Source organism: Sphingobium chlorophenolicum, assembly GCF_000722875.1.
Taxonomy (GTDB): Bacteria; Pseudomonadota; Alphaproteobacteria; order Sphingomonadales; family Sphingomonadaceae; genus Sphingobium; species Sphingobium chlorophenolicum.
The window spans coordinates 1-13,658 of the sequence record NZ_JFHR01000059.1 but is presented as its reverse complement, the minus strand read 5'-3'; the positions used below and the strand labels follow the sequence as shown (position 1 = coordinate 13,658).

The following is a 13,658-nucleotide window of genomic DNA, read 5'->3' as shown; positions in this document are numbered from 1 at the left end:
ATTCCGCGAGAGATTTAGCGGGCGCGGCCAGCCATGTTGCGCAAGGTGCCGAGCGCGGCGCGCAGGGCTTCGTCGGCATCCTGCTCGACATGGTCGCGCACCGGCACGGGGGCTTCCACGGGCATGTCGGCCAGAACGGACGCCGGACGGCCCATGCGCTTTCGCTGGGCCAGGCCGCGTTCCAGCCGTTCGGTCAGTTCGGATAGGGTGAGAGGGGCGACCGGAGCGGCCTGCGGCTGCGCGGGTGCGGAGACTTCCTCATAGTCGGCGTCGGCCGGTTCGGTCGAAAGGGCACGCTGGATGCGGGCAAAGGCCGCCTCTTCCGTCAACGCTTCCGGTCGGCTCGCGATAGGAAGACCGGCGCGAGGTGCCATTTCCTCCCTTTCGGCTGCCGGTTCCGCCTCCACCTCGCCGCGTCCCGGCGCGGTGCGGGGGAAAATGTCCAGTCCGCCAAAATCGCGGCTGGCGAAGATCGGCGGCCGGGCGGGCGCGTCGGGATGGGCGTCGGCGCGGCGCAGCGCCGGTCCCGACTTGCGCCGGTCACGCGACAGCCAGTTCAGCTTGGACAATGCAAAACCCATCTTGCTCACTCCTGCGGCGCCGTTCGCGCCCTTTTCCTTGTCATGCGTCAGCAGAGCGACGCGCTTTTCCCGTTGCCCCGCCCCGATCAGGCCCAGCGCCATCGCTGCGCCGAAACCCGCCAGCATCAGCCGGGCCGTCAATCCCAGCGGCGGCGCGGCGGCGGGGAAGGCCTCGCTCAGACCGCTCGACGCCACGACCGTCTCCACCAATCCGACCGGCAGCGAGAAGAGGAGCAGCCCGGCCCCGAGCGCGCCCAGCAGCGCCTTTGCCAGCCTGCCCATTGCCTCAGGCCGCCGCCCGGACCCGCTGAGGACGGGCCAGCAATTGCCGATAGACGGGTTCGTAACGCAGAATGTTTGACGACCAGTTACGCTCGCGCTCCACGAAAGCGCGCGCCGCAGCACGCCGTTCGTCCCAGAAGCCACGGTCCGCGAACATCTCCGCCAGGGCGGCGGCGATGGCGGGCGGGTCGTCGGGGGCGAACAAGGTGCCGGTGACGCCATGTTCGATCAGTTCGCGATGGCCGCCGACGCTGGACGCCGCAACCAGGCGGCCCTGCGCCATGGCTTCCAGCGGCTTCAGCGGCGTCACCAGATCAGTGAGGCGCATCGCCTTGCGCGGATAGGCGAGGATATCGACCTGCGCATAATAATCCTCGACCTGATCGTGCGGCACGCGGCCGACGAAAACGATATGGTCGGCGAAGGGGGAGGCCATGGCCTGATCCCGCAGCGCCTGTTCGCAGGGACCGCCGCCGACCAGCAGCAGCTTCGCCTTTGGGCGGGCGCGCACCAGTTTCGGCAGGGCGGCGATCAGGTCGTCCAGCCCCTCATAATCGTAGAAGCTGCCGATGAAGCCGACGACATCGGCGCCCTCCAGGCCCAGCTTCGCGGTCAGCGCGGGATCGCGGGGAACCGGCGTGCCGAACTGGTTCATGTCGACGCCGTTGGGGGAGACGGTGATCTTGGCCGCGTCGATGCCCCGCGCCATCAGATCGCCGCGCAGCCCTTCGCAGATCACTGCCACCGCATCGGCGGCGCGGACGGCATGGGTTTCAAGCTGGCGGGTCAGCCAGTAGCGCGGGCTGCCCTCCGTCCCCGTGCCGTTGCCGACTGCCGCATCCTCCCAGAAAGCGCGGATTTCGTAGATCATGGGGATATTGTGGCGCTTCGCCACCTTCTGCGCGGCGATGGCGTTCAGCACCGGCGAATGGGCGTGGATGATGTCGGGCCGCCACTGGCGCACCAGCGATTCGATGGCGTCGGCATGGGCGGAAATGTCCCGCCATTCGCGCAGCAGCGGATTGCCGCCGGTCGATTCGCCGGGCGTGCGGTGGAAATGCAGACCGTCGACGGTTTCCTCCAGCGGTCCCGGCGCGGCGTGGCGATGGCCCGTGATTCCGCGCACGTCCCAGCCCTTCGCCAGTTGCGCCCGCAATATCGCGCGGGTGCGGAAAGTATATCCGCTATGCATCGGCAGACTGTGGTCCAGCACGTGGAGAATACGGGGGAGAATCCGTGTCATGGCCTGAGTCTGCCGGAAAAGGTTTAACGGCCCGTCAACTCTGTTGGGTTAGGGGTGGCGCTGTGATTACGGACACTCCCCTCGCGCAATGATCGACGCCCTTTCCCTTCTCATCAGCCATGGCGTCATCATGCTGGCTGCTTGGCGGCTGCTGTCGCGGCCCGATCTGGATCGCGATCCTCCCTCCGATCTGGAAAGGGAGAGTGGCGATGCGTGACCTGTTCTTCGTCGCCTTCCTCGGCGCCTTCTTCCTGGCTGGTTTCAGGCGGCCGTTCCTGCTGATCGCGGTCTATGCCTATATCGACATCGTCTCGCCCCAGCGGCTGTCCTATTTCCTGCTGAACAGCATCCCCATCTCCTTCATTGCCTTCGTGCTGGCGGTGGGATCGTGGATGCTGGTCGACGACAAGAAGGACTGCCGCCTTTCGGCGCGGCAGGCGATCCTGCTGCTGCTGCTCGCCTGGTGCGGCTATACCACGGCGACGGCGGATTTCCCGATCAACGCCGCGACCAAATGGGGCTGGGTGTGGAAGGCGATGCTGTTCGCCATCTTCCTGCCCGTCACGCTGCGCACGCGCCTGCGAATCGAGGCGTTGGCGCTGTTCATGGTGCTTTGCGCCAGCACGATCATCATCAATGGCGGCATGAAGACGGCGCTGTCGGGCGGCGGCTATGGCGTGCTGAACCTGATGGTCGACAATAATAGCGGCCTCTATGAAGGCAGCATCATTTCGACCGTCGCCATTTCGCTGATCCCGCTGATCCTCTGGCTGTCGCGGCACGGCACTGTCTTCCCGCCCGACTGGCGGGTCAGGCTGTTCGCCTATGCGCTCTGCTTCGCCTGCCTGCTGATGCCGATCGGAACAGAGGCGCGCACGGGCCTTGTCTGCATCGCCGTGCTGGCGGGGCTGATGCTGATGCGGTCGAAGCGGCGGTTCATATATGGCCCGTTGATGGCGCTGGCAGCGCTGGCGGCGATTCCCTTCCTGCCCGCCAGCTTCACGCAGCGCATGTCGACCATCGAGAATCACAGCCAGGACGAAAGCGCATCCACCCGCCTTGCCGTGTGGAAATGGACGCTGGACTATGTGAAGGAGCATCCGGGCGGCGGCGGCTTCGACAATTATCTCCAGAACAAATTCACCTACGTCATGCAGGAGCGGGTGATCGACGCCGCCGGATCGCGCATGGAAAAGCGCATCGTCACCGACCATGGCCGCGCCTATCACAGCGCCTATTTCGAGATGCTGGGCGAGCAGGGCTATTTCGGCTTCTTCCTCTGGGCGCTGCTGCACCTCATCTGCTTCATCCGTACCGAGGCGATCCGGCGTCTATACCGCCATCGGGAAGGCGAAGAGGCCTGGGTGTCGCCCTTCGCTCTCGCCCTGCAACAGGGGCATGTCATCTACATGGTGGGGTCGCTGTTCGTGGGCATCGCCTATCAACCCTTCATCTTCATAATGCTGTCGCTGCAAATCGGCCTCGACACTTATTTGACCCGGAAACGCAAGGCCGCTGCGCGCCAGCCGTTATTCCCCCCGTCACCGGTCGCGCAGGGGAACGCCGCATGAAGGGCGAGTTGAAGATTTTGAACCTGGCCCACGGGCTGCTGCTGGGGCTGGTGCTCGCAGCGCCGCTGATAGCGCCGTCGCTGCTGCCCTGGGGGGCGGAGGCCCTGTTCATCATCGCCGCCTTCCAGTTGCGGCTGGCCGACCGGCGCTGGGAAACGCGCGCGGGGCTGCGGGGCTGGATCAGCCATATCCGCATGGCGCCGCTGCGGCTGCTGCCCTGGGCGGGGACGGCGATCGTCGCGCTGATCGCTGGGCCGGAACAGGCCCGGCTTGCCACCGCGATCCTGATCGCCATCGCCATGGGCGAATTGCTGATCTATCCGGTCATCGCCCATCTGCTCGGCCGCCTGCCACGCCTGGGGCTGGCGGGGGCGATCCTGCTGCTGCTGATCGGTTGCGGATTGGCGGAACCGGGTCAGGCGGCGCGCTATGCCATGGCCTTCGCGCTGGGCATGGGCGGCTGCGTCTTCTGGCTGCGCGGGCCGGATGGGGAAGCGGGCGCGACGCTGGCCGCATTAGCGGGGGCGGTCGGTGCGCTGACCGTCGCTTTGATGTGGCCGGTGGTGCAGGGCGTGGCTATTCCCACCGCTATCCTCTGTTTGACGCTGACCTTCGCCCATTTGTCGGTGATGCGCCGCCATCCGCTGCATTGGCGATTGCCATCGGTGGCCAATAACTGACGTTGGGTTCTTCCTGCGTGGGGGGAAGATCGGGGGTTGTGCCCCTTTCCCTCTCCCCATCTCTCCACGGGGAGGATATTGGGGGGTTTCGCCTGCCGGGCGTGACGCCTTATCTCTGCGGCTGCGAAAGTGGACCGATCGCCTTGCCGAAGAGTTGGGCATGGTTGACGCACCATGGTTTCAAGGATGTTCATGGCCAAGAAAGACCCCGTCGCCCTTCCCCAGATTGATGTCCGCCCGCCCAATCTGGTCGAGATGTGGCAGTCGACACTGCATTGGTTCTCGCTCCATTCACTCCAGATATTGATCGCCGTGGCTGCGGCGGTCTTGATCTATATGTTGCTGACCGGGCTGCGCAGCCTGGGCAAGCGATTGAAGGGCGCGCCCGGCGACACGCTGGGCTTCGCCAATGTGGCAGGCCGCGCCTTTGCCCGGACCACGCATTTCTTCATGGCGATGGTCGCGGCGCGGCTGGTGGTGAGCTATGCCAATCCGCCGCTCATGGTGCTGAAGACCGTCGCCTTCCTGTTCACCATCGCCGCCGTGTTCCAGTGCGCCATCTGGGCGCGGGAGATCATATTGGGGCTGGTGGAGCGGCGCACCTCCGCCGACGAAAGCCAGAGCTTGGCCAACGCCATGGGCCTGATCCGCGTGCTGGTGACATTCGCCCTGTTCGCCATCGCGCTGATCGTGGTGCTGGACAATCTGGGGGTCAACGTCACCGGCCTTGTCGCGGGCCTGGGCATCGGCGGCATCGCCATCGGCCTGGCGGCGCAGGGCATATTTTCCGACCTGTTCGCCGCCCTGTCGATCATCTTCGACAAGCCGTTCCGGCAGGGCGAGGTCATCACCTATGACCAGACCACCGCCAGGGTCGAGCATATCGGCCTGAAAAGCACGCATCTGCGCGCGATGAGCGGCGAGAAGAAGGTCATCTCCAACGCCAACCTGCTGCAAAAGGAGATCACCAGCCTGCAAATGCTGGCGCAGCGGCGGGTGACCTTCGCCATCGGCATCATCTACCAGACGCCGGAGGAGAAGGCGGAGGCGATCCCGGCGATGCTGAAGGAGATAGTGGAGGCGGAAGGGCATATCTTCGTCAATGCAGGGCTGGTCAGCTTCGGCGCCAGTTCGCTCGACTATCAGCTTAATTTCGACGTGCCCGACCCCGACACCCATGATTATTTCCTGTCGCGGCACCGCGTCGGCCTCGCCATCTGGAAGCGTTTCAATGCCGAGGGGATCGAATTCGCCTATCCGACGCAGACCAGCTTCACCGCCGCGCCGGACGGCCGGGCGATCATGCCCTATCCGGAAGGGCATGCCCGACTCGCCTGACCGCATATCGGACTCGGCTTGGCCTGCCCCCGCTTGCCTGAGGCGGCGGCGGGAGTCAGGTCCGGTCCGATCATGAACGGACAATGCGGAACAACCATGAAACCGACCTATTTGCTGGCCGCCGCAGCGCTGGCCTTCGCTCCCGCCGCCCATGCCGAGGGGATCGGCGCCGAAGTGAATTACGGGCGCGCCGACGGCCATTGGGGCACGGAAATCGGCGCGGGCTATGCCATGGATATTGGCGGCTTCAAGCTGACGCCGGGTGGCGGCGTCTATCTGCGGGACGGCGATACGAAACTCTATGGGCGGGTGGAGGCGAGCTATACCCTGCCAGCGTCCGCAACCATCGGCGCTGGCGTGCGCTTCAGCGGCGACAATACGCGGCCCTATGCGACACTCGCCATGCCGCTGATTCCCAAGCTGCGCGCCAAGGCCAATGTGGGGCCGAAATATTATGCCGTGGGCCTGACGCTAGGATATTGAGGGGTCTAACTTAACCCAAGCCCCACAGCTTTCCGGGATGCAGCAGTCCGTCGCGCAGCTCCAGCCCGCCTTCCCGGTCCTTGGCCAGCAGCAGGGCGCCGTCGAGATCGGTCCAATCCGCCCCCTGCGCCACCAGCGCGGCGGGCGCGATGCCCAGCGACGTGCTCAACATGCAACCCACCATCACGCGGAACCCCCGCGCCCTGGCCTCCCGCGACAGGGCCAGCGCCTCTGTCAGCCCGCCCGCCTTGTCGAGCTTGATGTTCACCGCGTCGAAATCCCCCAGCCGGTCGAGGTCGGCCCGCGTGTGGCAACTTTCATCCGCGCAGAGCGGCAGCGGCGACCTGATCCCCGCCAACCGTTCCTCCTTGCCATGGAAGATCGGCTGTTCGACCATTTCCACGCCCAGTTCGGCCAGGGCCTGCGCCTCCGCCACGATATCCAGATCGTGCCAGCTTTCATTGGCGTCGACGATCAGCCGCACATCCGGCGCGCCCGCACGCACGGCGGCGATCCGCGCCCGGTCGCCCTCGCCCGTCAGCTTGCATTTGAGCAGGCCGAAGCCCCGCCCCGCCGCCGCCCGCGCATCCGCCTCCATTTTCTCCGGCTCGCCCAGGCTGATGGTGAAGGCGGTCGGCAACGGCGTGGGCTGCTCCAGCCCGGCCAGCTTCCACACCGGCACCCCGGCGCGCTTCGCCTCCAGATCCCAGAGCGCGCAGTCCAGCGCATTGCGCGCCGCGCCACGCGGCATCGCCTCCAGCAGCGCGTCGCGCTCCAGCGGCCCTGTATAGGCGTTGATCGCCGCCGCGCAGCCTTCCGCCGTCTCGCCTTCATAATAGATGGCCGTGCCCTCGCCCCGGCCGACATGCGCGCCGTCGCCCACGGTGCAGACCACGACATCCACCGATGTCTTTGCCCCGCGGCTGATGATGAAGGCTCCCGCGACGGGCCAACGTTCAACAGTCGCGGATATGATGCGTGTCATCGGCGTTCCCTGTGCTGGCGATGGTTGGGTCTATGCGAACGGGCTATCCCGCCGCATAACCAGTCTCGACCCGCAGATAAAGGATAGGCATAGCCGTGACCTCCAGAGAATTGACCGGTTTCCTGCCTCTCGACGACGCCGGTGCGCTGGCGGCGCGGCGTCGGCTGTCGGATTGGGCGTGGCGCATCGGCTTCGGCGCGATCACCTGGCCATGGTTGCTGGCCAGCCTGTCGGGCGGGCGGAAGGCGGACAAGCGCGCCTTGCTCGACGAATTGGGCCTGCCGCATGACGCCTTGCCGCATCTGGGCAGTTGGAAGGCGGATGTCGGTTTCCTGCGCCATATCGTCCGGGAAATCTCCCGGCTGCGGCCGACGCATGTGGTCGAACTGGGGGCGGGCGCATCGACGCTGATCGCCGCCCGCGCCCTGGCGCTGCATGGCGGGGGGCGGCTGACCAGCTTCGACCAGCATGACGGCTTCGTGCAGGCGACCTGTAACTGGCTATCCGACCATGGGTTGCAGGCCGATCTGCGCCATGCGCCGCTCACGGTCGAAAGCGGCGACTGGCCGGGGCGCTGGTATGATATCGACAGTCTTCCCGACAGCATCGACCTGTTGATAATCGATGGGCCGCCCTGGGCGGTGCACCCGCTGGTGCGGGGCGCGGCGGACAGTTTGTTCGCCCGGCTTTCTCCCGGCGGGGTCGTGCTGCTGGACGATGCGGCCCGCCCCGGCGAGCGGCTGGTCGCCCGGCGCTGGCGCAAGCGCTGGCCGCATATCGACTTTCGCCTGAAGCATGACGGGACCAAGGGCACGCTGGTCGGGCGGCGGCGTGATATGTCGGTCCCGGTGGCCAACGACAATGATCATGGCCGCGCCTGGCGTCATCTGGGCCGGGCGGCGGGCATTGCCGCGCTGATCGCGACAGGCTGGATTGCACGGGGGGAATTGGGCGAATTCCCGCAGGCGGCACGGGCGAGCACCTTCCTGGACGAAGCCGCCGCATCCCACCGCACCGGGCTGCTGCGCCAGAGCATGGCGTCGCAGGTGGAAAGCGCCATCCTGAATCCCGGCGAGATCCGGCGTTCCACCGGTATCGTCCTGCCCCCGCTGCCCGCCAGGTGGCGCGTGCGCGACGTGCAGCTCTATCCGACGCCCGACAGCCCGGCCGTCGCCGTGTCGATCACCACGCCGGAGGGGGAGCAACTCTCCTTCTTCGCAGACCGGGCCGAAACCCCGGCGGAGGCGCGCCCGCTGCTGGCCCGTCGCGCAGGCGACGTCATCGCCTATTGGGAAGCGGGCGACATGGCCTATGCCCTGACCGGCCGGGCCGGAGCGCAACGCATCATGGCGCTGGCGGCGGAGATCGCGCCCGCCGATTGATGCAGGTGGGGACCGGATTGCATGACGCGGAGATTTCAACGCTGCGCAATGTTCCCTTTCGTGCGAAATCTCTTTAGAGCGCGGCCCCATGGAGGATGTGGAACGATCTTCGCCGCGCGGCGCGCGCCCCGCACTTGGCAGCCTGGCGATGATCTGGCGCTTCGCCAGCCGCTATCCCGGCCGCATCGCGGGGGCGCTGATCGCCCTGATCGTTTCTTCGGCCGCGACGCTGGCGATCCCCAGCGGGTTCCGGCTGGTCATCGACCGGGGCTTCGTGGGTGGCGGCGACATCAGCCGCTGGTTTGAATATCTGTTCCTGATCGTCGTCATCCTGGCTTTGGCCACGGCGGCGCGATTCTATTTCGTGTCCTGGCTGGGAGAACGCGTCGTCGCCGACATCCGGTCGGCCACCCAGGCCAATCTGCTGCGGCAGGAACCCCGCTTCTTCGAAGAAAACCGCCCCTCCGAAATCGCGTCGCGCATGACCGCCGACACGGCGATCATCGACCAGGTAGTGGGTTCCACCGTTTCGATCGCGCTGCGCAATCTGGTGACGGGGACCGGCGGGCTCATCTATCTCTTTGCGCTGGCGCCCAAGCTGGCCGGGCTGCTCCTGCTGGGCATTCCGGTCATATTGGTCGCGGTCATCGGCATGGGACGCCGCCTGCGCGCATTGTCGCGGGCTAGTCAGGACCGGCTGGCCGATGTCGGCAGCGTCACGTCGGAAACATTGGGGGCGATGAAGATCGTCCAGGCTTTCGGTCAGGAAGGGCGGGAAGCGGCGCGATTCGACGGGACGGTGGAGGCAGGCTTCGCGACGGCGCGACGGCGGATCGCCCTGCGCGCCGCGATGACCGCCATCGTCATTGCGCTGGTCTTTGGGTCGATCACGGCGGTCATGTGGCAGGGCGCGCTGGACGTTGCCGCTGGACGACTGTCGGGCGGCAGCATCGCGGCTTTCGTGCTGACCGGTGGGCTTGTCGCGGGTGCGTTTGGCGCACTCTCCGAAACTTGGGGCGACCTGCTGCGCGGCGCGGGTGCGGCCGGGCGGCTGCATGAACTGATGATCGCGACGCCGCAGATCATGGCTCCGCCCCGTCCCGTGCCAGTGCCGCGAACCGAACATGGCGCGCATCTCCAGTTCGAGGATGTGCATTTCCGTTATCCCACGCGTCCCGATCAGGCCGCGCTGCACGGCATTTCGATCGATATCGCGCCCGGGGAGACGGTGGCGATTGTCGGCCCATCCGGTGCCGGGAAATCGACCCTGATCCAATTGGCGCTGCGTTTCTACGATCCCGATTCGGGGGTGATCCGGCTGAACGGCGTTCCCTTGTCGCAAGCCGATCCGGCGGCGGTGCGCGACATGATGGCGATGGTGCCGCAGGAAAGCATCATCTTCGCCGCGTCGGCCCGCGACAATCTGCGCTACGGCCGGTGGGAAGCCAGCGACGAGCAGATCTGGGCCGCCGCCCGCGCCGCCAATGCGGAAACATTCCTGCGCGCCCTGCCGGAGGGTCTGGACAGTTTTCTGGGGGAAGGGGGAGCGCGCCTTTCCGGCGGCCAGCGCCAGCGCTTGTCGATTGCCCGCGCCCTGCTGCGCGATGCGCCCATCCTGCTGCTGGACGAAGCGACCTCAGCACTGGATGCCGAATCGGAACGGCTGGTGCAGGATGCATTGGGACGGTTGATGCAGGGCCGCACGACCATCGTCATCGCCCACCGCCTGGCGACGGTGCGGGCGGCAGACCGGATTCTCGTGCTGGATGAGGGTCGGCTGATCGAACAGGGCGATCATGCCACGCTGATGCAGCGGAAGGGCCTCTATGCCCGGCTCGCCAGCCTTCAGTTTCAGGATGTTGGCGTAGGTTGATCCGCCGCCGGTATTTGGGTGGACAGCGGACCTTCCTGTTCCTCCCCATCGGGAGATGGGGAGGGTCGAAGAGAGGCACGTGACTCTCTTCGACGGCCGAAGGTTGGTGGAGGGGAAATACGCAGGTCACGCTACTTCCCCTCCACCATCGGCTACGCCGACGGTCCCCCTCCCCACGCTCCGCGTAGGGAGGATTAGGAGGGTCCGCCAATGACCAAAGCCGTCGCCGCAAATCCTCTTCAAGCGGCGGCGAAGGGTTTAGCGGTCGATTTTCAGAATGTGATCGAGAATAGCCGGATGCAGCGGGCGCTCGAAAACGCAGCCCGACTCATGGGACCGGCTCCACAGCACGCGGGCGCGGCGGCCTTCGAAGCCCGGCAGCATGATCCACAGATCGTCATTCGCCGCCAGCTTCATGAAGCTCTTCAGGCGAAAGCCCACCTCGGAAACATCGGAGACCTGGCTCTTGAACCAGGTTTCGCCAGGACGGCGAACCCGCACGTCGATCAACGCAGTGCGCCGATCCGCCAGACGGTTATTGCCGCGATACGGGTCTGTCTGAAGTTTGGCGCCCATGATCCAATGCCGGTTTGACCATCGGCATGATCGCACTTCGCGATGAAGAAAGGATTAAGCCGCATCGGCGGCGATAGGCGCATAAAATAAGGGGCCGCCGAAGCAGCCCCTATCCAGGTCAGCGCATCACAAGGGCGATTGCGTCACCCCGCCTGCGTCCGGAAACGGGAAGTCGAACATTCCCGGCCAGACGGCGGCGGCATATTCGTCCCTTGGGAAGCCCGGCGGCATCGGACCATTCGTCCGATACCCGCCCCGCGCTCCCGTCCAATGCTACCCGAACCGGATCCCGGCATAGCCGGACCCGGGTCCGGCGGCTTTAGAAATTGCCGTACTGTTCGTTGCCGACGAAGCCCAGCTTCGTCACGCCAGCACGCTTGATCTCCGCCAGCACCTCGTCGACCACGACATAGCGGGTCGCCGCATTGGGCTGGAACTGCAATTCGGGCTCGACCGGCAACCGCAGCGACTGCTGCAGATACTGACGCAGGGTCAGCAGGTCGATGGCCGAACCGTTCCAGGTGATGATGCCGCTGGGATCGATCGCCACCTTGTTCTTGACAGGGTCGATGACGCTGTCGGTCGGCGGCGCGTTCTGCGGCAGGTCGATCTTGACCGCGTGGGTCTGGATCGGGATGGTGATGATGAACATGATGAGGAGAACGAGCATGACGTCGATCAACGGCGTCGTGTTCATTTCCACCATCGGTTCGCCATCGTCTCTTCCGGCACTCATTGCCATGGCGATACTCCTAGAGCATTTTCATGGAATGGCCGACTGACGGCCATTCGGTTCGAAAATGCAGCAACAAAGAACTTAACTTAAAGCCGCCGCGTATGCGAACCCGGCTCGGGCTCGGATATGAAGCCGACCTTCGGGAAACCGGCGCGCTGCATCGTGTAGATGGTGCCGCCGATGCACCGATAGGGGACGTTGATGTCGCCGCGGATATGCACTTCGGGCAGATCCTCCGGCGTCATATTTTCAACGCCGCCCGCTTTCTTGATGTCCGCTTCAAGCTTTGCGACCGCGCGGTCGAGCAGCTCGTTGGAGGACACGCGGGTCATGTTCCAGTAGACAGCACAGCTACCGTCGGAACCCTGCGTGATCGACAGGGACACGTTTTCCGGTTTCGTCGTCGTCGGCTCGAACGCGACCTTGGGGAGCTGCAGCTGAACCGTCTGGACGACGACCGGGACCGCGATGAGGAAGATGATGAGCAACACCAGCATGACGTCGACGAGCGGCGTCGTGTTGATGTCGGACATCGGCTTGTCGTCACCGCCGTCAGAGCCAACACTCATTGCCATTGATTATTTCCTAACATGCTTGTCGATGGCGCCCCGGCATTGCGGGGCCCACGTCCGGCAAGGGGAACTCGACGGTCGCAGCCGCCGCCGGCCCCTTGCCGGCATCTCAGCCTATCAGGCCTTGGTCGCGGCGGCAGCCGGCTTGGCGGCGGCAGCGGCCGGAGCAGCGGTGACCGTGGGCTTCACGGCGCCGTTCGACACCAGATAGGCCAGCAGGTCGACGGTGAAGCCGCTGAGCTGTTCCTGGATCGACTTGTTGCGGCGCTGCAGGAAGTTGTAGGCGAGCACCGCGGGAACGGCGACGGCCAGACCCAGGGCGGTCATGATCAGAGCTTCACCGACCGGGCCGGCGACGGCGTCGATCGAAGCCTGACCGGCGGCGCCGATCTTGATCAGAGCGCGGTAGATGCCGATAACCGTACCGAACAGACCGATGAACGGCGAGGTCGAACCGACGGTTGCGAGGAACGCCAGGCCGCCGTTCAGCTTCGAGTTGATCGAGGCTTCCGAACGCGCCAGCGAACCGTGCAGCCAGTCATGCGCTTCGACCGGATCGGTCAGCTTGGTGTGTTCTTCCTGGGCCTTGATGCCGTCGTCGACGATCTGCTTGTAGGCCGAGTTCTTTTCGAGCTTCGCGGTGCCTTCCTTCAGGTTGGCGGCGCGCCAGAAGGTCGCGCGAACCTTCTTGCCCTGATTGATGACCTTCTGCTGTTCGATCAGCTTGGTGAACAGAATGTAGAAGGTGCCGACCGACATGCCGCAAAGGATGATGAAGACGGTCCAGGCGATCGTGCCGCCCTGTTCCAGAGCTTCCATCAGGCCATAGGGGTTCTCCGGCTTGGGCGCCGCAGCAGCTGCGAGATACATCAACATGTTCAAGACTTCCCTCTCAAAGGATCAATAAAGGGGAAGGCGGCGGCGACGCCGGCCTTCCCATTACAATTATTCCGGCAGACGCCAGGTGATGCGTCCGTTGTACGTATCCGACATAGGACCGCCACCGGCCGCCACGGCGGGCTTGAACCGCGCGCGCTTGGGCAACAGGCGACAGGTCGCCTCGTCGAGGTCGGCATGGCCGGTCGAAGAGGTGATCGTACAATTGGTCACGCGACCGTCCGGACCGATTTCCAGCCGGAAACCGGCCGTGCCCGAACGTTCTTCACGCTGTGCGCGGCTCGGATAGTCGGCGTCGCTGAGCCAACTGCCGGGAGCGCTGCGCGGAGACGCACGAGAGGCGGGAACCTCCGGCGGCGGCGGAGCGGGCGGCGGCGGAGCGGCGACCGGAACCGGGTTGAAGACCGGCGGCGGAGTCCGAACCGTCTGAATCGGCGGGGCGGGGGCCGGGGTCTGAAC

General features: G+C 65.5%; 15 protein-coding genes. 7 read left to right on the top strand and 8 right to left on the bottom strand.

Going from position 1 to position 13,658, the window contains the following annotated elements; all coding sequences use genetic code 11:
• Positions 1–14 precede the first annotated feature (14 nt).
• Positions 15–863: a hypothetical protein gene (locus tag BV95_RS18790; protein WP_037455711.1), complete on the bottom strand. Its 849-nt coding sequence runs from the start codon at positions 861–863 to the stop codon at positions 15–17.
• A 4-nt stretch (positions 864–867) separates the two neighbouring features.
• The gene (locus tag BV95_RS18785) at positions 868–2,106 is read right to left on the bottom strand and encodes a TIGR04063 family PEP-CTERM/XrtA system glycosyltransferase (protein WP_037455708.1); all 1,239 of its coding nucleotides are present in this window, start codon (positions 2,104–2,106) and stop codon (positions 868–870) included.
• 88 nt (positions 2,107–2,194) lie between these two features.
• On the opposite strand from BV95_RS18785, the gene BV95_RS24800 reads away from it, so the two are divergent.
• The 5 genes from BV95_RS24800 (at position 2,195) to BV95_RS18765 (ending at position 6,178) form a co-directional block, all read left to right on the top strand.
• Positions 2,195–2,323, top strand: coding sequence for a hypothetical protein (locus tag BV95_RS24800; RefSeq protein WP_255265454.1), 129 nt, complete (start codon positions 2,195–2,197; stop codon positions 2,321–2,323).
• Positions 2,316–3,677, top strand: coding sequence for a putative O-glycosylation ligase, exosortase A system-associated (locus tag BV95_RS18780; RefSeq protein ID WP_037455704.1), 1,362 nt, complete (start codon positions 2,316–2,318; stop codon positions 3,675–3,677). Before BV95_RS24800 ends, BV95_RS18780 begins: the two co-directional genes overlap by 8 nt.
• Positions 3,674–4,357: a hypothetical protein gene (locus tag BV95_RS18775; protein ID WP_037455703.1), complete on the top strand. Its 684-nt coding sequence runs from the start codon at positions 3,674–3,676 to the stop codon at positions 4,355–4,357. Before BV95_RS18780 ends, BV95_RS18775 begins: the two co-directional genes overlap by 4 nt.
• 192 nt (positions 4,358–4,549) lie before the next feature.
• A complete protein-coding gene (locus BV95_RS18770; protein WP_037455757.1) occupies positions 4,550–5,695 on the top strand; it encodes a mechanosensitive ion channel family protein in 1,146 nt (381 codons plus the stop codon).
• Positions 5,696–5,791: 96 nt separating this feature from the next.
• Positions 5,792–6,178, top strand: coding sequence for a hypothetical protein (locus BV95_RS18765; RefSeq protein ID WP_013848759.1), 387 nt, complete (start codon positions 5,792–5,794; stop codon positions 6,176–6,178).
• Positions 6,179–6,188: 10 nt separating this feature from the next.
• Here BV95_RS18765 and dgcA read toward each other — a convergent pair whose 3' ends face one another.
• Positions 6,189–7,163 (bottom strand): N-acetyl-D-Glu racemase DgcA, encoded by a 975-nt coding sequence (gene dgcA / locus BV95_RS18760; RefSeq protein ID WP_037455701.1) that lies wholly within the window; start codon positions 7,161–7,163, stop codon positions 6,189–6,191.
• A 95-nt stretch (positions 7,164–7,258) separates the two neighbouring features.
• Here dgcA and BV95_RS18755 point away from each other — a divergent pair, with 95 nt between their 5' ends.
• Positions 7,259–8,545, top strand: coding sequence for a class I SAM-dependent methyltransferase (locus BV95_RS18755; protein WP_037455699.1), 1,287 nt, complete (start codon positions 7,259–7,261; stop codon positions 8,543–8,545).
• Positions 8,546–8,633: 88 nt separating this feature from the next.
• On the top strand, positions 8,634–10,418 hold the full coding sequence (locus BV95_RS18750; protein WP_037455696.1) for an ABC transporter transmembrane domain-containing protein: 1,785 nt from the start codon (positions 8,634–8,636) through the stop codon (positions 10,416–10,418).
• Between the two features lie 258 nt (positions 10,419–10,676).
• On the opposite strand, the gene BV95_RS18745 is transcribed toward BV95_RS18750, so the two are convergent.
• The 5 genes from BV95_RS18745 to BV95_RS18725 form a co-directional block, all read right to left on the bottom strand.
• Complete coding sequence (locus BV95_RS18745; protein WP_037455693.1) at positions 10,677–10,994, bottom strand: PilZ domain-containing protein; 318 nt, start codon at positions 10,992–10,994, stop codon at positions 10,677–10,679.
• Between the two features lie 319 nt (positions 10,995–11,313).
• Positions 11,314–11,736: an ExbD/TolR family protein gene (locus tag BV95_RS18740; RefSeq protein ID WP_013848753.1), complete on the bottom strand. Its 423-nt coding sequence runs from the start codon at positions 11,734–11,736 to the stop codon at positions 11,314–11,316.
• An 80-nt stretch (positions 11,737–11,816) separates the two neighbouring features.
• Positions 11,817–12,305, bottom strand: a complete 489-nt coding sequence (locus BV95_RS18735) for an ExbD/TolR family protein (RefSeq protein ID WP_013848752.1) — start codon at positions 12,303–12,305, stop codon at positions 11,817–11,819.
• Positions 12,306–12,419: 114 nt separating this feature from the next.
• A complete protein-coding gene (locus tag BV95_RS18730; RefSeq protein WP_013848751.1) occupies positions 12,420–13,178 on the bottom strand; it encodes a MotA/TolQ/ExbB proton channel family protein in 759 nt (252 codons plus the stop codon).
• A gap of 69 nt (positions 13,179–13,247) precedes the next feature.
• Positions 13,248–13,658: energy transducer TonB (locus tag BV95_RS18725; protein WP_037455691.1), on the bottom strand; the 411-nt coding region annotated here is incomplete at its 5' end.